This window comes from Arthrobacter sp. GQ119 (assembly GCF_059759125.1).
The window spans coordinates 83,374-103,500 of record NZ_JCAXEA010000010.1 but is presented as its reverse complement, the minus strand read 5'-3'; the positions used below and the strand labels follow the sequence as shown (position 1 = coordinate 103,500).

Below are 20,127 nucleotides of genomic sequence, written 5' to 3'. Positions count from 1 at the left end.
CGTCGTCCCCCCTTTCGGCAGCCGGCTAGCTCTTGTAGCCGCCGTTGGACTTGATGTTGGCGTCAATCGCCTTGACCGCCTTGTCCAGGACGGTCTTCGCGTCGGCCCCGGCCAGGATGTCCTGGACGGCCTTGCCGTATTCCGTGGCGATGAAGGGGTAGGCCGGTGTCTCCGGACGCATGACTGCGAACTCGCGGGAGAACTCCATGAAGATACGGTTGGGACCACCCTCGGCGAACGCGGGAATCAGGGCCGCGGCTTCATCAGTGGCGGGGATGCCTCCCGTTGCCTTGATGACGGCAGCCACGTTTTCCGGCTTCAGGGAATAGGACAGGTAGTCCATCGCGGCATCCGTATTGTTGCAGCCGCTGGTGACGCCCCACTGCCAGGAAGCTCCGCCGATCTTGGGACCGTTGCCCAGGTCCACCGAGGGCATGACCACCAGCTCATCTCCCAGGGCGGCCCGGGCCTTGTCCCCTGCCCAGGAACCGGTGTAGAGGATGCCGCTCTTGTTGTTGAGGAAGTCCTGGGTAGAATCTTTCCCGCTCTTCTTGGCCATGAAGCCCTGGTCGGCGAGGCCGCGGAACCACTCAGCCCATTCAACGGCTTTGTCACCGTTGAGGGCGCCGTCGGCGGACTGGAATCCGTCGCGGTTGACCAGGTCGCCGCCGAAGGACTGCAGGAGAGGCGAGTAGGCGTAGGGCAGCCATTCGCCGGCCCCGGCCGTGCCCATGTCCAAGGGGTATTGCCACTTGCCCAGGGCCTTGAGCTTGGTCAGCGCGTCCTGGAACTCTTCCTTGGTCCATGGCTTCTCAATGGTGGCGACGCGGACGCCCGCCGCAGCGAGATCAGATTTGCGGGCAAACATGGACAAAGCGACGTCGCCGTACCCAACTGCATAGGTCTCGCCCTCCCACTTGGCCACGGTGCTGGGCAGGTTCTTGGAAAGGTCCGCGGATAGCTTCAGTGGCGTCAGGTACTTGGCCCATGCCCAGTTGGGGACGTTCGGGCCATCGATGTCCACGAGGCAGGGGAGTTTCCCGGAGGCCGCTGCCGCTACCACGGAGTCGTTGTAGGATTCCTGCGGGAATGCCTGGACCTTGATCTGGGCCTTGGCTGCGCCGCTCTTGTTGTACGAGTCCACGATGCCCTGGATGGCCTTGAGCTCATCCGGGTTGCCGGCGTTGTGGGTCCACATGGTGATTTCGTTGCTGCCCTCGGTTGTTGCCGAGGCGCTGCCCTTGCCGCAGGCGCCCAGGGTGCCCATGAGCGCCGCCGCGGCTATGCTGGTGGCCAGGATCCGAGTGAATCGCTTGTTCATGATGGTCAATCCTTCTGCTGAATTTGTGCGTGGTTGATTGCCCCCGGGTCCGTCGGGACGCGGCCGCTGCAACGGCTGCGTCCCTTTTTACGGGTCCGGGTTTCGGAGTGAAAATGTTGTGGTGGTGGTTGCTGGCCGGTTATGCCGGGGGCGGACCCACCGAGCCCCGCTCGATCAACGGGCAGTCCAGCTGTGTCTGGACCGGCGGAGCCCCTGGATTCTCGATGTCGTCAAGGATGCGGTCAACGGCCCAGCGCCCCATGTCGTAGTGGGGAAGGGCGACCGTCGTGAGCCCGGGCCAGAGGGCGTCCGCGATGATCTCCAGATTGTCGATCCCCACGATGGAGACGTCTTCGGGAATGCGCAGCGACAGTGCCGTTGCTGCTTGGTAGGCGCCCATCGCCACCCTGTCACTGAAGCAGAACAACGCCGTCGGCGGTTCCTCCTGGCCGAGCAGGGCCAGAGCTGACCGGCGGCCTCCCGGCGTGTCCGCCACGCCTGCGATGAGGTGCCGGGGATTATGCTCCAGCCCGTGCCGTGCCAAAGCACTGCGGAAGCCCTCCAGCCGGCCGTGCGTGGCGGGAATGTCGTCCAGGTTGTTGATCATCCCGATCCTGGTGTGGCCCGCCCGGATGAGAGCTTCGACGGCGGTTTCGGCGGCGCTGACCTCGTCCGGAACCACGGACGAGATGGAGCCGTCAGCGGTAACGGCGTCCAGCAGCACGGTGGGCAGGCCCGCCAGCTCGCCCGGCACCTGCACGCCCTGGTGGTACAGCCTGGCGTACACAACACCGTCCACCTGATGCTGCTGGAGCATGCGGATTTCCCGGGCCTCCAATTCGTTGTCCAGGCCGGAGTTGACCACCATGACCACGTAGCCGCGTTCGTAGGCGGCGTCCTGCGCCCCCCGGATCATGGCACCGGCAAAGGGCGTGGTGGTGATCTCATCACTGACAAGCCCAAGAATCTGGGACCGCTGGTTGCGCAGTCCGCTGGCAAGCCTGTTGGGTGCGTAGCCAAGATCCTTGGCAACATCCCGGATGTGCTGCTGGGTTTCCGCTTTGACCCGGAAGCTGGTGGCGTCATTGAGCGCGTGCGAGACCGTGGTTACCGAAACCCCGGCGGCTTTTGCCACCTCGCGTATTCCAACCCTTGTCACCATCGACTGTCCTTTGCAAAACGTTTTGTACTGTGTGTGATCCAGAGTACACAAAACGTTTTGCAAATGTCAACGTGCTGGTTGACAGCCGCGCTTCGATGCGGGCCGGGGCCAATCGGCATAGGGTGGCTTTGGCTCATAAAAACGTGAATACCCCCGGCGGGCCGGGGTACGTGAACTCTGGGCAAAGGTCTTGGAGGCATCCACGGCGCCGAGGAAGAACCTGTGGAAGGGAGCAATCAGTGCGGAAATCAAGTACCGACGAGAGAAGCGCAGGACCGGAGGCCGCAGCCGCCGAGGCTGAAGAAAACGCGGCGGAAGAAACAGCGGCTGAAGGAACAGATTCGGCCACGGCCGACTCTCCTGCCGAGCCGGCGGACATCACTTACGATGAGCAGTTTTATCCGGCCCGCCCGAAAGCTCTGAGACCGATCGCCCGCAGGCGCCAGTACCTGGCTGCCCGGCCGTCCCTTGAGTTTGACGGGCGCAACGCGGCGTATGTCGAGTGGCTCCGGAACCAGGCCATGCTGGGAGACGCCAACACGCTGGCCCGGCAGCTCTCCGGGCAGGCCAGCATGTGGCAGAACTCCTACGCGCATCCCAACCCCCGGGCCGCCGTCGAGCGCGCTCCGGTATGGTTCACCGCCTACCCTCTGTCCTTCATTACCCGGCCTGGCCAGTCCTTCCTTTCTGCCCTGGGTGATCCGGACATGTGGGAAGCCTTTCGGGAGATCGGGATCAGGGCACTCCACACCGGCCCCGTCAAACTGGCAGGAGGCATCAGCGGCTGGACCCAGACTCCCAGCGTCGACGGGCACTTTGACCGGATCAGCATGGCGATCGACCCCGTGTTTGGAACGGAGGACGAATTCCGGCAGATGTGCGACGTCGCCACCGATCACGGCGGAACAGTCATCGATGACATCGTTCCGGGCCACACCGGCAAGGGAGCGGACTTCCGCCTTGCCGAAATGAACTTTCGGGACTACCCGGGCATTTATCACATGATCGACATCCCCGAGGAGGACTGGCACCTGCTGCCGGACGTGCCCGAAGGGCAGGATTCCGCCAATCTGAGTCCCGACTCTGAACAGGCGCTGCAAAAGGCCGGATACATTATTGGCCGGCTCCAGCGGGTCATCTTCTACGAACCCGGCGTCAAGGAAACCAACTGGAGCGCAACGCGGCCGGTCGTTGACACCACCGGAAAAACCCGCCGCTGGGTCTACCTTCACTACTTCAAGGCGGGCCAGCCGTCCATCAACTGGCTGGATCCCACCTTCGCCGGCATGCGCCTGGTCGTCGGGGACGCTTTGCATTCACTGGTCGATCTGGGCACCGGCGCGCTCCGCCTCGATGCCAACGGCTTCCTTGGAGTGGAAAAAAGCGCGGAGGAACAGCCGGGCTGGTCTGAGGGACATCCGCTCTCCGAGGCAGCCAACCAGCTCATTGGATCCATGATCCGAAAGGTTGGCGGGTTCTCCTTCCAGGAGCTGAACCTGACAATCGACGACATCAAGGCGACGTCCGAGTCCGGCCCGGACCTTTCCTACGACTTCATCACCCGGCCCGCCTATCACTACGCGCTGGTCACCGCCGACACCGAGCTGTTGCGGCTGACGCTCCGCCTGTCGATGGAAATCGGCGTCGACCAGGCCTCGCTGGTCCACGCCCTGCAGAACCACGACGAACTCACCTATGAACTGATGCACTTCGCCTCCGGACACAGAGATGAGGTGTTCGAGTTCAACGGGCAGGAACTCACCGGGGCCCAACTCGCCGAACAGGTGCAACAAACCATGAGGGAGCGTCTGACGGGGGAGAACGCGCCGTACAACGCTGTGTTCACGACCAACGGCATCGCCTGCACAACGGTGAGCTTCATCATGGCCGCGCTCGGCATCCAGGACCCTGAAGCGATAACCCGCGAGCAGGAGGCACAGGTGCTGGATGCCCACATCCTGCTGTCGATGTATAACGCCCTGCAACCCGGAGTTTTCGCCCTTTCCGGGTGGGACCTCGCCGGCATATCGGCCCTGGACCGCGAGCATGTCCACGAGCTCACCTCCCAAGGCGACACCCGCTGGATCAACCGCGGAGCCCACGACATCATGGGCACCAGTCCGGACGCGGAGACCTCCTCGGCGGGCATGCCCCGCGCCCGCAGCCTATACGGGCCGCTTCCCGAGCAGCTCCAGAATTCCGCCTCCTTTGCACGTCGGCTCCAGCGGATCCTGGCTGTGCGGGAGGAGAACGGCATAGCCACAGCCACTTTGTTGGATGTGCCGGACGTTTCGCACCGGGGACTGCTCGTGATGGTCAACCAGCTGGGGGACGGGACGCTGCAGGTCACCGTGCTCAACTTCTCCGGCCAGGACATCGCCGGCAGCATCCAGTCCGCGCACCTGCCGCCCGGCGCCGCCGTGCAGGATCTGTTCAGCGGGGAGACGGTCGGACACGTGGATGACCTGCACAGTTTCTTCCTCGAACTCTCCGCCTATCAAGGCACAGCACTGCTGCTGAAGGAAGAGGACGCCGGGGACGAGGCCTAGTTAAGCGCCGATTCGACGGTTCCCTGCACGCTCGGTGCTGCGAAGCATCGAGTGCGCAGGGAACCATCGAAATGGGCGTGCCGGTGCCGGTGCCGGTGCCGGACTGGAGCTAGAGGTGCCGCGCGTCCACGAGCGCCTCGTCAGCGTCCTCGAACTCCACGGCCGCGACGATTTCCCTGGTCTCGGGATGGATCATGAAGGCCTCGTCGTCGTCCTCGATCATGAGGAAGTCGCCGTGGTCCGTGCTGAACTGCCACGCCAGGACGGTCTCGCCGTTGTGCTCGAAGTTGGGGTCGCCCATGATGATCTTCTGCAGCGTGTAGCCCGCGATGTCGCACAGTTCCCGGATGATCAGTTCAAACTCGGGTGCTGTCTCGAGAGCGGCCTGCTCGGCTTCGGCCCGGCGCTCTTCAAGGTCCGGAACCCGCGCCACGCGCGAGGCGATGTGGGCGGCGAGCTCCTCCCCCACCAGGACCAGGAGCCCGTCCTGCCCGCGGAGCCACGCGGCGTTGAGCCCGGTGATGTCCTCGGTTTCCAACAGCGCCTCGAATTCGGCGTCGAGGTCTTCGAGGATCTGGACACCGTCCGGCAGTTCACCGTCCGTCTCTGCGTCCCATTCGCCGTCCAGGTAGATCTCCGCTTCCTCCTCGGAGAGGGCGTCGAAGGCCTCGGCCGTGCGGTCGAACAGCGCCAGGTGGGCGGTGGCACCCATGGCCTGGAGGCCCTCGCGGATGTACGTGTCCAGCTCGTCGCGGTCCGCGGCCGTGAAAACGTACTGCGCGAATCCGCCGCCCAGCGCCTGGGTGACGTAAAAGTCCACAAAGTAGCTGCGCAGGGCGTTGGGGGCGATTTCCCCGGCATTGAGCAGCTCCCGGAACATGGCGTTGACCACGGCGACGTTGGCGTCAACCACCTCGTCGTTCGCGGCGTCGGCGCCTTCAAGCATCAATACGACGGGGTACTCGTTGGAAGTCATGGGGATCCTCACTGCAGAAGCCGGTGTTGCTCGGAACATTCTCAACGTACGCGCCGCCGCCTGCCGCGGGTTGAGGCGCAGGTGAACGGCAGGCGAAGTTTCGGGGCCTCTGCCGGCTGACTAAGATGGATCAGATAACCTGCAGAATTTTGACCTGCCGAAAGTAGCGCGCACCATGCCATCCAAACCGGACGAGAGTGCGGCACTGGCAATCCAGACCCCGGCGATCAACGACCGCTCCCTCGCGGCCGGACTCGCCTATGCCATGGGCAGCCGCGTCGCCGGAATTTCGTTCGACGCCGCCACCGGCCTGATGCTGGGCAAGGTGCGCGGCGGTGCCGACGCGCCATACTCAACAACCGCCAAACTGATCCGGCGAGGGGGAGGCTGGAGCTGTACCGTCGGCGTCTGCAGTTGCCCGGTCCGCAAGGACTGCAAGCATGTGGCTGCCCTGCTCTTCGCCGCCGAGGACAATCCGGCCATCAGGGTGAAGCTGCTGGCCCCGGCGGACATTTCCCGGCTCTCCAGGGAGGACACCGCGCCCAAACTCGCAGACTGGGAACAGGCCCTCAGCCCGCTGATTTCGCAGCCCGGCATCACGCCGTCCGCGGGCGGCATCCCGCTGGCGCTCCAGTTCGAGGTGGAGGAGCCGGCCCCGCACTTCTCCTACACCGGCCGCCGGGACCCGTTGCGCAGCGTCCGCCAGCTGAAGGCCCGCCCGGTGATCATGGGCGCCAAGGGCAAGTGGATCCGCGGTGACGTCTCGTGGAACACGCTCAGCTACCTGAATTTCAAGCGGGAATGCAACGAGGCCCACGTGGAATGGATGCAGTCCTTCCTCGCCGCCCACACGTCGGCCGCAAGCCGGGTGCACTCGTCGGCCGCCCTGTGGCTGGGGATGAACACGTTCGCCGGCAAGAACCTGTGGAGCCTGCTGGACGAGGCCAAAAAGATCGGTGTTGCCCTGGTCCACAGCCGCGGGCAGGAGCCCGTCAGGGTCGCTGAGGCGCCCGCCGCCGTCGGCCTTAATCTGAGCCGCTACGGCAGCCCGGCATCCGACGACGGCGGCCTGGAGCTTGCCCCCACCATCACCGTTGAGGGGGTCGAGGCGGATCCGGCGGCGGTAGGGACCATCGGCCGTCCGGCGCACGGCATTTTTGTCATGTCCGGCGAGGGCGCGCTTCCCGGCGTCGTGGGGGACAGCACCATCACCCTCGCCCCGCTGGAAAGCGGGCTCAGCGAGGAGCTCCTGACGTTCGTGACGGCCGGGAGCACCCTCCATATCCCGGCGCGGGATGAGAGCCGCTTCCTCACGGGCTTCTATCCCAAGCTCAAGCAGGCGGCACGGGTGACGGCGTCGGACGAGTCGGTGGAACTGCCCGAACTGGCCGTCCCCACCCTGTCCCTGCTGGCGAACTACGGCGCCGACCACCGGGTCCGGCTGCACTGGGAATGGCACTACACATCCGGAAACCTCGTCACCGCGCAGCCGCTGTGGCGCCATCCTGGCGACCACGGCTACCGTGACGACGCCGTCGAGGCCCGGATCCTGGAATCGCTCGGCCAGCCGTGGGATGTGGTGCCGAAGCTCGGTGAGTCCGCCACGGGCGGCTGGGGTACGCCGCGGCTCGCTGCGACGGCAGAACTCAGCGGCCTGGACACCCTGGCGTTCACGGAGGAGGTCCTCCCCCGGTTGCGGGATGCCCCCGAGGTGTCCGTGGAAACATCGGGCGACATGGCCGACTACCGCGAGGCCGAGGAAGCCCCGGTGGTGGCGATCTCCACCAAGGCCACGGACCAGCGCGACTGGTTCGACCTGGGCATCGTGATCACCCTGGAAGGGCAGCCCGTGTCCTTTGCCGCGCTGTTTTCTGCGCTTGCTGCCGGTCAGACGCGCATGCTGCTGCCCAGTGGCGCCTACTTCTCGCTGGACCTGCCGGAGCTGCACCAGCTGCGGGCGCTGATTGACGAAGCCCGTTCCCTTCAGGACAACCCCGACAACAAAGACGGCACGCTGCAGATCAGCCGTTTCCAGGCCGGGCTGTGGGACGAGCTGGCGCAGCTGGGGATCGTCGACGAACAGGCCGCCGCCTGGCGCCAGTCCGTGGGCGGTCTGCTGGAGGGCGACATCCGGGGCCTGCCGCTCCCTCCCACCCTGAACGCGGAGCTGCGCCCGTACCAGCTGGAGGGCTACAACTGGCTGAGTTTCCTGTACCGGCAAAGGCTCGGCGGTGTGCTGGCCGACGACATGGGGCTCGGCAAGACCGTGCAGGCACTGGCCCTGATGTGCGCCGCGAAGGAGCATGAAGACAGCCCGTCCGACGGCGGTGCGCCCTTTTTGGTGGTGGCCCCCACGAGCGTCGTGGGCAACTGGCAGGCGGAGGCCGGGCGCTTCGCCCCGGGGCTCACGGTGCGCGCGATCGGCGAGACGTTTGCCAAGAGCGGGGCCGACCCGGCCGAGGCCATGGCCGGGGCCGACATTGTCATCACGTCCTACGCCCTGTTCCGGATCGACTACGAGGCTTACGCGGGGCGGCGGTGGTCCGGACTGGTGCTGGACGAGGCCCAGTTTGTGAAGAACCACCAGTCCAAGGCCTACCAGTGCGCCCGCAAGCTTCCGGCGGCCTTCAAGCTGGCCATCACCGGCACGCCGCTGGAGAACAATCTCATGGAGTTCTGGGCGCTGACCTCGATTGTGGCTCCCGGGCTGTTCGCGAGCCCGTCGCGGTTCGCCGAGTATTACCAGAAGCCCGTGGAGAAAAACGGTGACAAGGGGCAGCTGGACAAGCTCCGCCGTCGGGTCCGTCCGCTCATGATGCGCCGCACCAAAGAGCAGGTCATCAAGGACCTGCCGCCCAAGCAGGAGCAAATCCTGGAGGTGGTCCTCAACCCGCGGCACCAGAAGGTGTACCAGACGCACCTGCAGCGCGAGCGGCAGAAGATCCTGGGCCTGATCGACGATGTGAACAAAAACCGCTTCACGATCTTCCAGTCGCTGACACTGCTGAGGCAGCTGAGCCTGGATGCCTCACTCGTGGATGCCTCACTGTCGGGCGTGCGATCCAGCAAGCTGGACGTGCTCTTCGAACAACTCGAGGACCTGGTGGCCGAAGGCCACCGGGCCCTGATCTTCAGCCAGTTCACGGGCTTCCTCGGGAAGGTCCGCGAGCGCCTCATCGAAGAGAACATCGAATTCTGCTATCTCGACGGCGGCACCCGGAACCGCACGGATGTGGTGAACGAGTTCAAGAACGGCGCGGCCCCGGTGTTCCTGATCAGCCTCAAGGCCGGCGGCTTCGGCCTGAACCTCACCGAAGCCGACTACGTGTTCCTGCTGGACCCATGGTGGAACCCGGCGTCGGAGGCGCAGGCCGTGGACCGCACACACCGCATCGGCCAGGCCAGGAACGTCATGGTGTACCGGCTGGTGGCCAAGGACACCATCGAGGAAAAGGTCATGGCGCTCAAGGCGAAGAAGTCGCAGCTGTTCGCCGACGTGATGGAGGGCGACGCGCTCTCCGGCGGCGCGCTGACAGCCGAGGACCTGGCCGGGCTCTTTAACGACTGACGGTCTGGGCGGCGCGTGCCAGGCCGGCAGCCGGGGCAACCAGGGTCCGTGACCCGGCCTGCTTCCGGAGCCATTTGCCCAGCGCCTTGCCTTTGCCCTTCCACCAGCTGTCCTCGTCGGTGTCGGTGCGCCACCGGTAGGTCAGAACCACCAGCACGAACATCCCGGCGGTAACGTTCGGCCAGACGCCGGAGGCCGCATCGAGCAGCACCCGGAGGGCCACGGTCAGGACCGCCAGCGGCGCGAGGGTCCGGAAAACGGTGTTGGCCACGTACCGTCCGTGGGAGCGCGGCACGGACATCATGCGGACCATGTCGGAACAGGCGCACACGACCACCAGGGTCTGCCCCAGCGTCAGCACGATCGAGCCTGGCAGCGAGCCGGCCAACTGCACGGCCGAGGCCAGCCCGGAGCTCATGGCTTGCCCCCGCAGGCTATGTGTGCCGCCCCGGATCTGTGCCGGTGCGTGGCCGGCTTCCGCGAAAATATCATGCTGTTCCCCCCGCTGATGTTGACTCCTGCCCTGTGACAACCCATTCAACGGCGCGCCCCGGCCTGGCGTCACGCGAGGCGACTACCCGTTTTTAGCGCGGGAACTACCCGGAATCTTCCGGCAGTACGCGGGCTGGCCGGGTAGGGCAGCCGGGCCTGCGGGCCTCGCCTGGCCGGGCCCACGCCGGTAGAATCGGACAAACTTGCGGCCGGAAATCCGGCGAACCGAGTGGCAGTCCCGTGAAACCACCCCGCTGCATCCCACCTCTCATCGCATCGCGCAGAACGGACAGACGCATGACGAGACTGCTGATCATCGGCCCTCCCGGCTCGGGCAAAGGTACCCAGGCGCACCGCCTCAGCGAACAGCTGGGCATCGTGGAGATCTCCACGGGCGATATGTTCCGGGCCCACCTGGCCGCCCATACTCCCTTGGGGATTCAGGCGGAAAAGTACTTGGATTCCGGCAACCTCGTCCCGGACCATGTCACCACCGCCATGGTCCGCGAACGGCTGTCCCGGCAGGACGTCTCGAACGGTTTCCTCCTTGACGGCTACCCCCGCACCGTTGCCCAGATGAATGACCTGGACGCCATCCTGAAGGGCACGGGAAATGCACTGGAGGCCGTTCTGGAAGTCACGGTCGGTGACGAGGAGATCGTCCGGCGGCTGCTGCTCCGCGCCGGCATTGAAGGACGAACCGATGACACCGAGGACGTCATCCGCCACCGTCTGAGGCTCTACCGTGAAGAAACCGAACCCGTCATCGCACACTATGCCGAACGCGGCATAGTGTGCCGCGTCGACGGGGCCGCCGACATCGACCAGGTCACCGCCAGCGCGCGGAAGGGGATCGAAACCGTCACGGCACGGACGGCCACCTGAGCCCCCTTACCCCGCCTTCCACTCGTACCGCCGCTCGGGGCGTCCGACGCCGTACTTCAGGGTGACTTCCACCATCCCCGCGTCATTGAGGTACTCAAGGTAGCGCCGTGCGCTCACACGGGAAGTGCCTACCAAGCCGGCCAGCTCAGCAGCGGAAACGTCGCCCACGGCCTCGCGCAGCGCCCGCTCCACCACCTGAAGGGTCTCAGCGCTGCAACCCTTGGGCAGCGGACGCTCCCCGCGTTCCAGTCCGAAGACCCGGTTGACGTCGGCCTGCTCGGCGACGTCCTTGGAGGAATCCAGGCTCTGGTAGGTGTTCCGGTAGTGCTCCAGGCGCTCCTGCAGGTCCGTCTGGGAAAACGGCTTGATCAGGTAATGCACAATCCCGCCGCGGAGCGCCCGGCGGACGGTTTCGACTTCCCTGGCCGCGCTGATCACCAGCACGTCCAGCTCCGGCGCCACTTCCCGCAGCTGGTGCATCAGGTCGAGGCCGTTGATGTCGGGCAGGTGGATATCCAGCAGGACCAGGTCCGGCTGGAGCCTCTGTGTTTCCAGCACCGCCTGGGCGCCGGTGTGGGCCACCCCCACAACCTGAAAGCCGGGCGTGCGCTGGATGAAACCGGCGTGCACCTTGGCCACCATAAAGTCGTCATCGACAATCAGAACGTTGATCATGGCCGCCTCGCTTTGCCTGGCTTGTCTCTTCCCGCCGATCCCGCGCGGAACAGTTCCGCCGTGAACACTGCCCCGGCGTCATTGTGCACCGTCAGGCGGCCGCCATGGCGCCGGCACACCACGCGGGCCAAGGCCAGGCCGTACCCCCGCCCGCCCTCGGACGTCGTCTTGGTACTGAAGCCCTGCCGGAAAATGTCGTCCATGACCTCTGCCGGGACCCCCGGCCCGGAATCGTGCACAACAACAGTGATGCCGCCGTCGTCGTCCTCGATCAGCACCTCCACCTCGGCCCCGGCCGTGTTGGTGACGGCGTCGAGCGCGTTGTCCACGAGGTTCCCCACCACCGTCGTCAGGTCCCGGGACAGCTCCTCATCCACGCGGTCCAGCCGGGACTCCGGCGCGAGTTCCAGCGACACGCCGCGCTCGGCGGCCAGGCTCGACTTGGCGATAAGCAGCGCGGCCAGCGCCGGGTCCGCGATCCTGCTGGTCACCTCGTCGTTGAGGCGCGTGCGGTTGGAGGTGGCGCCGTTGACGAACTGCACGACGGCGTCATACTCGCCGATCTGGATCAGTGCGGCGACTGATTCCGCGGCTCCAAAGCCCCCCGGAGAGCGCCGGTGGCGGGCACGGAACAGGCGCGGAAAGGACGACATCCACTTCCAGGCCAGATGCGGACTTCCAGGCTGCCCCTCCCCGGGGTCGGTCAGGTGCCCCCTACCCCTTGGCTACTTTCGGGTTGTCCGCGTCCACGAGCTCAGCTTCCGCTGTGGCCTGAATGAGTGCGAGCAGTTCCGGATCCAGCCCTGGCGCGAACTCTTCACGGCGTTCAGGCGAGACAGCCATGGGGAAGCCCTCAGGCATGAAGTCGGTGCTCAGCTCGGTTCCATCGTTGGATGGTGAAGCCCCACGGTAGAGCTTCCCCGCTTCGCTGAGATTGTCCGCGCTGAACGTGTACTGGATGCTCTGGAGCCCCTTGTCGAGCAACTTCTTCACCTCCGGAAACTGCTCTGCGTTGGTTTTGGGGATGGGCAGGACCTTGCCCCAGTTCACACCGAGGCTCTCAAGCGCCTTCGCAAAGGCGTTCTCATGAGCCTGGTCTCGGACGATCAGGTACGCGATGGTGGAGCGGGCGGTCTTGTTCTCCGTCATCTCGTAGATCCGGCATTTCTGCAGCCGTCCTGTGGACTCCAGCATCAGGTTGTAGAGCAAGTCCAGGACGAGGTTGCCGCTGTTGTACACGTACGATCCGCTCCACGGGTTGCCGGCAGCATCCACGGGCAGGGCACCTTGGGCACCCACGAGGTAATGATGGATGTTGCTGGTATCCAACGCGATTTTCAGTGGGGTGGCTCCCTTCGCGCCCGGCTCATCCACAGGATCGGTTTTCTTGCCCTGATACCGCGGCGAGCCGTCCAGGAGCTGGGAAATCGTGGTTCCGATAAGCTCCACATGGCTGATCTCTTCAGTGCCCACACCCTGAAGAAGGTCCTTGTAGGGCTTAGCGGTTGCGTCGCCGCGGAAGTTCATGCTCTGGAACAGGTACTGCATCATGGTGCGCATCTCGCCGAACTGCCCGCCGAGGCCCTCCTGCAGGGCGTTCGCGGCGGCGGGATCGGGCTCGTCGGCGGCAATTTCGTTGATCAGAAGCTGGGTGTGCAGATACATGGTCAATTCCTCACTTTGGATCTGAAAACTCTGCTGAACTGTGCTGGTTCGATCTGTTGATGAAGCCGCGGGAGGCGGCAAGGGCAGCCGTGCCTGGGCTTGTTACCCGGCCACCCAAAGGCGGGGCCGAGGGGTCAGGGCCAAGGCAATGCCCTGGCCCTGACCCATCCACTTGTCACACCATCACCGGCGGGTGCCGTCTACACCGTCGGCTTCAATACGTTCCTTGCGGACTTCCTCATCGACCGTCACCTCGTCAGTGACAGTTTCTGTATCGAGCCGGACCCGTTCGACCGGGACGGTCTCCTTGTCCACGACGGGCCGCTCCTCATGGAGGGTTACCTCGTGTTCCTCGTCGCTGAGGTCCGGCCCGGACAGGGCTGCCCCGCGGTTGGCTTCCGTGATGGGTTCACGTTCGATGCGCACTTCTTCACGCTGTACCGGGACGGTCTGGGTGACGTTCTCGGTGGTGACGTACTTCCGCAGCCGCGCCCGTCCCGTCGCCTGCTTTTCGGTGCCGACGTTCAGGCGCTCCTCGGACCGCGTCATGGCGTCATCCGTGGTCGGTCCCGACGTGTCACGGCCCACGGTGTCGTTTGCATCAGCGGCGCTGAAACCGCCGGTGGCGGCGAATCCGCTGTCCGTCTGCGTCCGGTCAAAGTCGCCATCCCCGGCCCTATCGGTGTAGGCCCGGCCGGCGCCGCCGAGACCGTAGTGGTCGTAAAGACGGTCCTCCTCGGAGGGTTCCAGATGGCCATTGGTGTCCACCCTGGGTGCGTCCTTGACCTGGTCCTTGGTGTACGGGACCACGACGTCATCGCCTTCGAGACGGGCACCTTCGAGCGGGACGAAGGATTCGGACGTCCCAAAAAGGCCTGTCTTGACCGTGACCCACGTGGGCTGGCCGTCGGCGTCGTCCGCGTAGACCTGGCCAACGGATCCGATCTTGTCACCGTCGGCGGACAGGACGTTTCCATTGCGGTTGAGCAGATCGTCGATGTGTTCCTTGGCGAGCATAATGTCTCCTTGGATGGGGTATTTGGGGTAGCGATGCCTCCCTGCAGGACATGGCGCTGCACTACCATAAGCATGCTTAGTAACTATTTGGCAAGCATACTTAGTATTTTTCTGGCCGCCCGATTTTCCTGGCCCGCGGCTTGCGCGCAGCAGCCAACAAGCCCGCGTACTATCTAGTAGTAATCCTGCTTACTGTTCTCATGGAGTGGTTTCAACCCGAGGTAAGGAGCATTAGCCATGATTGGATTCATCATCGCAGGACTCGTCATTGGCGCCCTGGCGCGCCTGATCAAGCCCGGGAAGCAGAACCTGGGGCTGCTCGCCACCTTGCTGCTGGGACTTGCGGGCTCTGTTATTGGGGGCGTCATCGCGAGCCTGCTGGGCACGGGAAACATCTTCGAGCTAAACGTCCTCGGCTTCATCGTTGCCGTAATAGCCGCGGTCCTGCTGATCGGTACCGCCGAAAGCCTGGCCGGAAGGCGGAGGGTCACGCGCTGATCCGGTCGGGGTAGGGCGCTTCACGCCTTGGCTGGCCGATGCGCGCCATCAGCACGCCTTGGCACATTCGTGAACCTTTCATTGGACGGGGAAGGGGCCGCATGATAGGCGCATGACTCACCCCACATCGGCTGACGAATCCGCCGCAGCCAGGGCCCAGCGCGAACTCCAGGCGGCCGGCGTCCGCAGTGTGATCGGCACGGTGGTGAACGCTTCGGGCATCACGCTGGCCAAGAGCGTTCCATTAGCCAGGCTGGGAACCTTCCAGCAATCCGGGATGGGCGCTGCCCCTGTCTGGCATGTCTTCACGATTGACGGCGGGATAGCGTTCACCGACAGCATCACCACCGTTGGCGATATGCGCCTCAAGATCGATGTTGCGGGACTCCGGGTCCTGCAGGGCGGCCGGGCATGGGCACCGGCCAGCCTTTTCGAACAGGATGGAGCCCCCTCTCCGGCCTGCGCGCGCGGCCTTCTGGCCGACATCGACGGCCGTCTCGACGCAGCCGGATACCAGGCACTCGTGGGCCACGAGCTGGAATTCTTCCTCATCTCGCCGGATGGCTCGGCACTGCAAGGCACCCACTGGGTTCCGTACGGGGCAACCGGCCTTCTGGACCGGTCGGAATTTCTCGATGATCTGCTGACAGCGATGAACCAGGCCGGCATTCCCGTGGAGCAGATCCACGCCGAGTACGGCAGAAACCAGTTCGAGCTTTCCCTTCCCCCTGCCCCGCCCGTTCAGGCCGCGGACCGCGTGGTTCTTGCCAGGATCATCGTTGGCATCGTGGCCAGGGCCCACAGCATGCAGGCTTCCTTCTCCCCCTCGCCCTTTCCGGGCACCGTCGGAAACGGTGCCCACCAGCACTTTTCGCTCCAAAAGAACGGCCTGCCGCTGTTCTCCGGCGGCAGCGGGCCGCACGGCATCTCCGGCGAGGGAGGCTCGGCCATCGGAGGAATCATCGCAGGACTCCCCGATATCCAGGGTTTCCTCACGGGATCCATTTTGTCCGGAAGCCGATTGGCACCCGGCACGTGGTCGGGCGCCTACCTATGCTGGGGCCTGGAAAACCGGGAAGCCTCAGTGCGCTTCCTGAACGAGGGCCAGAGCAACCCGCACGGAGCCAACGTCGAGGTGAAAATCGTCGACCCGTCGGCAAACGTGTACGTGGCCTCCGCAGCCATCCTTGCACTCGCCCTTGACGGCATTCGCAGCGGGTGCCAACTTCCGGCAGAGATCCCGGGCGACCCGGGAAAGCTTTCGGAAGACGAACGGCAGCGGGCCAACGTCCGCCTGCTCTCCGGTTCCCCCGCCGCCATCATCGACACACTGGACCAGTCACGTCTCGCACGCAGGCTGCTCGGAGACGCCATCGTCGACGCCACGGTGGCCGTCCGGCGTTACGAACAGCGGGCTTCCGCGGACCTTACGTCTGACGAGCTTGCCGAGCGCTTCCGCCTGGCCTGGTCGATCTAATGGCGGGCAATGCCTTCCCGGACTTCGTGGAACAAGTCAGGCTTATCGATCACCACGTGCATGGCGCGTTTCGCGCCGACGGCAGCGAGGCACGCTTTCAGAACTCACTCAACGAGGGGAACACCGAACTCCTGATCACCCCAGGGGACAGCTACAACACGCAGCTCGGGCTCGCCATCCGGCGCTGGTGCAGCGGGATTCTTGACTTGCCACGGCACGCCTCAGCGGCGGAATACTGGCACAGGCGCTCCGAGCTTTCAGAACTCGAGATCAGCCGGCGCATGACCCGCGCTGCCGGGGTGAGCGACTGGCTGGTCGATACAGGATTGGACAGCGCCGACCACCTCGGCCTGGCGTCCATGGCCCACGTCTCCGGTGGCCGAACCCACGAGATCGTTCGACTGGAAGTTGTCGCCGAGCAGCTGATCCAGAAGATTGCCAACCCGGCAGACTACGCCGAAGAGTTCGGCCAACGGCTGCACAACCTCGCCCTCAGCGCCGTGGGCTTCAAAACAGTTCTCGCCTACCGCGCAGGATTCGACCAGAATCTGAGCCGACCGACCCCGGCTGCGGTCACTGAAGCAGCCCGCCGCTGGCAGGAGAACCCGTGCGCCGGGCCGACTGCGAAGCTCACGGACATGACACTCATCGCCCATGGGATCCATGCCGCGGTGTCGATGAAGCTTCCGCTGCAATTCCATGTCGGATTCGGCGACCGCGACCTGGACCTCCACAAAACCAATCCCCTGTACCTCCTGGACTTCCTCAGGTCCGCCGAAGTCCGGGACACACCGATCATGCTGCTCCACTGCTATCCGTTCGAACGTGAGGCTGGATATTTGGCCCACGCCTTTGAAAACGTCTACATCGACGTGGGCCTTGCCGTGAACTTCACCGGAGCACGGAGCCGGGATCTGGTGGCCCGCTCACTCGAACTCGCTCCGTTCACCAAAGTCCTTTACTCCTCCGACGCTTTCGGCCCGGCCGAACTTCATTACCTCGGAGCGAGGCTGTGGCGCAACGCAGTCATCCAGATTGTCGGCGGATGGATCGACGACGACGACTGGTCAGAGGCGGACGCCCGCAGAATCGTGCGACTCATCGCACACGAGAATGCGCGCCGCGTGTACGCGCTCCCCTGAGGCGCCGGCCCTTCCCTGAGGCAACATGCGAGGATTCAGTGCTTTGCGGGTAGCAGCAGTTGCGCCGGGCCGTCCCTGGTTTCCAGCCAGCCGCGCAGGGCCTGACCGCGCGCGGTCCGGTGACTTAAAGCGTCCGGTAGCTTAGAGCCATGAATCAGCACCGCCTCGCCATTCTGGACGACTACCAAGGGGTAGCGGAGGATTACGCCCCGTGGAGCTCCCTGGAGCAGCGTGGGGTCGCCGTCACCGTGCTGCGCCGCCATCTGCGCCCGGAATCCGAAGTGGTGGCGGCCTTGGCGGACTTTGACATTATTATCGCGATGCGGGAACGCACGCCCTTTCCCCGCTCTGTCATCGAGCAGCTGCCTCGGCTGAAACTGCTGGTGACCACGGGCGCCGCCAACGCCTCGATCGATCTGCAGGCCGCCGCCGACCATGGCGTCACCGTGTGCGGCACCGCCGGCTCACCGACAGCGGCTCCCGAATTGACCTGGGCTTTGCTGCTGGCTTTCGCCCGGCACATCACCGCGGAGGAGACCAACCTGCGCGCAGGAGGGTGGCAGCGGACAGTCGGCTTCGAGCTGTCAGGCAAGACGCTCGGGATTGTCGGCCTGGGCAAAATCGGCCAGCGCATCGCCGCGTACGGCCGCGCCTTCGGCATGGACGTGCTGGCCTGGAGCCAGAACCTGACGGACGAGACGGCAGCCGCTGCCGGCGCGCGTAAAGTCACCAAGGATGAGCTCTTCCAGAAGTCCGACGTCGTGTCCCTGCACCTGCGCCTCTCGGCGCGTTCGGAGGGGACAGTCGGCGAACGGGAGCTGCGGCTCCTTGGACCGGAGGGCGTTCTGGTGAACACGGCACGCGGGCCCCTCGTGAACCAGCAGGCACTCGTTACCGCACTCCATGAGGGCTGGATCCGCGGCGCCGCGCTGGACGTTTTCGACCAGGAGCCGCTGCCCTCCGGGCACTCGCTCCTGGAGACCCCAAGGACACTCCTGACGCCCCACCTTGGTTATGTCACGCAGGAAAGCTACCGGGCATTCTTCGGCGGCGCGTTCGAGGACGTGACAGCCTTCCTGGACGGTACTCCGGTCCGGACGCTGGCGCCCTAACACCCGGCAGACGCGCCTCCTTTCCTGACGGCCCGGGGCAGTTCCTTCCAGAGAGAGCCAATACGATTCTTCGGGCGGCACAGTGTCGACCCTAGCCATGGGGAACCCGGCCGGTCAATCACTGTTTTTCTTTGACTGTGACTCTTGACACATGTCCCGAGGCTGCCCTAATGTCGTGCCATAACGATTTGGCAAAACGGTTTTTCACCGGTCTACAGATGTCCAAGCCCCAGCAACCTGTATTTTCCCTTCAAAAAGAAAGGGAGTCGACAGCGATGTCCTCTCGAACCACGATCTCCCGGATCGCCGCCATCGGCGGCCTGTCCACCGCGGTCCTTCTGGCAGCAACCGCCTGCGGCGCAGGGGGCCCGGCGCCAACGTCGGGTAGCGCCGCCGGCACAGTGAACGTCCTCGTCGAGGCCGGCGGCCATGCCGAACTGACGGGCGTCGCCGAACAGTGCAAAAAGGACACCGGCATCAGTGTCAACTTCGTTGAGCTGCCCTACGACGGCATGTTCAACCGGCTCTCCAGCGAATTTTCCTCCGGAAATGTCTCCTTTGACGTTGCAGCCCTGGACTCCGTCTGGCTGCCGAGTTTCAAGGACGCAGTGCAGCCCATAGACGAGCTCTTCACCGACGAAGCGAAGAAGGACATCTTCCCCGCGCTCGTCAAGGAAGCGAACGTGGACGGGCACTTCATCGGCATGCCCGCCTGGACCAACGCCGAGATCATTCTTTACCGCAAGGACCTCTTCGAGGACGCCAAGAACAAGACCGATTTCCAGGCCCGGTACGGCTACGCCCTGGCAGCCCCCACCACGTGGAAGCAGTACCAGGACATTTCCGAGTTCTTCACCAAGGACGGCATGTACGGCACGGACGTCAAAGGCGGCGTCGAAACGGAATGGCTTGCCCACGTGCTGCAGGCGGGATCAGCCATGGTCCTGAACGAGAACAACAACGTGATCGTGGACAACGCCGCCCACAAGGAAGCCCTCGACTTCTATGTCAGCATGACCAAGTCTGCTCCCCCGGGGGCGGCACAGGTGGACTGGGCTGCGGCCCAAAACCTGTTCAACCAGGGCAAGACAGCCATGACCCGGTTCTGGGCCCACGCCTACCGCCAGATCCCCGCGGACTCCCCGGTGGCCGGCAAGGTCGGCGCCGCTGCCATGATCGGCGGCTCCGCAGGTGTGGCCGGCGTCCCCGGACCGTGGTACCTGTCCGTCCCGAAGGCGACCAAGAACACGGACAACGCCAAGAAGTTCATCAAGTGCGCCTACGACCACAACAGCATGGGAATCGAGTCCAGCCTCGGCCTGGCGTCACGCATCTCGGCATTCGAGAAGTACCAGGACAAGCCGGGCTACGAGAGCTTCAAGCCGCTGATCGAAACACTCAACGGGAAGGCCACCGCCACGCGGCCTGCAACTGCCAAGTGGCAGCAGATCGTTGACACCGTCCTGGTTCCGTTGCTGCAGAAGGCCGTCGCCGGCGGCGACTCCGCCGCCCTCCTGGCCGATGCGAAGAAGCAGATCCAGGACCTCCTCAAGTAAGACTCCGCGGCCGGCACCTGCCTAGAGGTGCC

15 protein-coding genes and 1 pseudogene are annotated in these 20,127 nt (G+C 64.7%); 8 read left to right on the top strand and 8 right to left on the bottom strand.

What is annotated here, in order from left to right; all coding sequences use genetic code 11:
- Positions 1-25: 25 nt before the first annotated feature.
- Together AC6CH3_RS11155 and AC6CH3_RS11150 are read right to left on the bottom strand one after the other, a co-directional pair.
- The gene (locus tag AC6CH3_RS11155; RefSeq protein WP_498132497.1) at positions 26-1,321 is read right to left on the bottom strand and encodes a sugar ABC transporter substrate-binding protein; all 1,296 of its coding nucleotides are present in this window, start codon (positions 1,319-1,321) and stop codon (positions 26-28) included.
- Positions 1,322-1,460: 139 nt separating this feature from the next.
- Entirely contained in the window at positions 1,461-2,483 is a 1,023-nt protein-coding gene (locus AC6CH3_RS11150; protein ID WP_498132496.1) for a LacI family DNA-binding transcriptional regulator, read from the bottom strand.
- A gap of 419 nt (positions 2,484-2,902) precedes the next feature.
- Between AC6CH3_RS11150 and treS the strand changes: the two genes are divergently transcribed.
- On the top strand, positions 2,903-5,032 hold the full coding sequence (treS, locus tag AC6CH3_RS11145; protein ID WP_498132558.1) for a maltose alpha-D-glucosyltransferase: 2,130 nt from the start codon (positions 2,903-2,905) through the stop codon (positions 5,030-5,032).
- Between the two features lie 109 nt (positions 5,033-5,141).
- Here treS and AC6CH3_RS11140 read toward each other — a convergent pair whose 3' ends face one another.
- The gene (locus AC6CH3_RS11140) at positions 5,142-6,008 is read right to left on the bottom strand and encodes a DMP19 family protein (protein WP_498132495.1); all 867 of its coding nucleotides are present in this window, start codon (positions 6,006-6,008) and stop codon (positions 5,142-5,144) included.
- Positions 6,009-6,183: 175 nt separating this feature from the next.
- Here AC6CH3_RS11140 and AC6CH3_RS11135 point away from each other — a divergent pair, with 175 nt between their 5' ends.
- Positions 6,184-9,576 (top strand): DEAD/DEAH box helicase, encoded by a 3,393-nt coding sequence (locus tag AC6CH3_RS11135; protein WP_498132494.1) that lies wholly within the window; start codon positions 6,184-6,186, stop codon positions 9,574-9,576.
- Here AC6CH3_RS11135 and AC6CH3_RS11130 read toward each other — a convergent pair.
- Positions 9,566-9,994, bottom strand: coding sequence for a hypothetical protein (locus AC6CH3_RS11130; RefSeq protein ID WP_498132493.1), 429 nt, complete (start codon positions 9,992-9,994; stop codon positions 9,566-9,568). The genes AC6CH3_RS11135 and AC6CH3_RS11130 overlap by 11 nt on opposite strands.
- A 371-nt stretch (positions 9,995-10,365) precedes the next feature.
- Here AC6CH3_RS11130 and AC6CH3_RS11125 point away from each other — a divergent pair, with 371 nt between their 5' ends.
- Positions 10,366-10,953, top strand: coding sequence for an adenylate kinase (locus AC6CH3_RS11125; protein WP_498132492.1), 588 nt, complete (start codon positions 10,366-10,368; stop codon positions 10,951-10,953).
- A gap of 6 nt (positions 10,954-10,959) precedes the next feature.
- Here the strand turns inward: AC6CH3_RS11125 and AC6CH3_RS11120 are convergent, their stop codons facing one another.
- The 4 genes and pseudogenes from AC6CH3_RS11120 to AC6CH3_RS11105 all read right to left on the bottom strand — a co-directional run bounded on the left by AC6CH3_RS11120 (position 10,960) and on the right by AC6CH3_RS11105 (position 14,310).
- On the bottom strand, positions 10,960-11,628 hold the full coding sequence (locus AC6CH3_RS11120) for a response regulator (RefSeq protein ID WP_498132491.1): 669 nt from the start codon (positions 11,626-11,628) through the stop codon (positions 10,960-10,962).
- A pseudogene (locus AC6CH3_RS11115) lies at positions 11,625-12,209 on the bottom strand (sensor histidine kinase); the annotation flags it as partial. The pseudogene AC6CH3_RS11115 and the gene AC6CH3_RS11120, both read right to left, overlap by 4 nt.
- A 133-nt stretch (positions 12,210-12,342) precedes the next feature.
- Complete coding sequence (locus tag AC6CH3_RS11110) at positions 12,343-13,293, bottom strand: manganese catalase family protein (RefSeq protein ID WP_498132490.1); 951 nt, start codon at positions 13,291-13,293, stop codon at positions 12,343-12,345.
- A gap of 183 nt (positions 13,294-13,476) precedes the next feature.
- The gene (locus tag AC6CH3_RS11105; RefSeq protein ID WP_498132489.1) at positions 13,477-14,310 is read right to left on the bottom strand and encodes a PRC and DUF2382 domain-containing protein; all 834 of its coding nucleotides are present in this window, start codon (positions 14,308-14,310) and stop codon (positions 13,477-13,479) included.
- Between the two features lie 237 nt (positions 14,311-14,547).
- On the opposite strand from AC6CH3_RS11105, the gene AC6CH3_RS11100 reads away from it, so the two are divergent.
- The 5 genes from AC6CH3_RS11100 (at position 14,548) to AC6CH3_RS11080 (ending at position 20,095) form a co-directional block, all read left to right on the top strand.
- Positions 14,548-14,808 (top strand): GlsB/YeaQ/YmgE family stress response membrane protein, encoded by a 261-nt coding sequence (locus AC6CH3_RS11100; RefSeq protein ID WP_498132488.1) that lies wholly within the window; start codon positions 14,548-14,550, stop codon positions 14,806-14,808.
- Positions 14,809-14,920: 112 nt separating this feature from the next.
- Positions 14,921-16,285 carry a type I glutamate--ammonia ligase gene (locus AC6CH3_RS11095; RefSeq protein WP_498132487.1) on the top strand — a complete coding sequence of 455 codons (1,365 nt, stop codon included), beginning with the start codon at positions 14,921-14,923 and terminating at the stop codon, positions 16,283-16,285.
- Entirely contained in the window at positions 16,285-17,427 is a 1,143-nt protein-coding gene (locus AC6CH3_RS11090) for an amidohydrolase family protein (protein WP_498132486.1), read from the top strand. Before AC6CH3_RS11095 ends, AC6CH3_RS11090 begins: the two co-directional genes overlap by 1 nt.
- A gap of 149 nt (positions 17,428-17,576) precedes the next feature.
- Complete coding sequence (locus tag AC6CH3_RS11085; RefSeq protein WP_498132485.1) at positions 17,577-18,539, top strand: D-2-hydroxyacid dehydrogenase family protein; 963 nt, start codon at positions 17,577-17,579, stop codon at positions 18,537-18,539.
- 275 nt (positions 18,540-18,814) lie between these two features.
- Entirely contained in the window at positions 18,815-20,095 is a 1,281-nt protein-coding gene (locus AC6CH3_RS11080; protein WP_498132484.1) for an ABC transporter substrate-binding protein, read from the top strand.
- Positions 20,096-20,127: the final 32 nt, after the last annotated feature.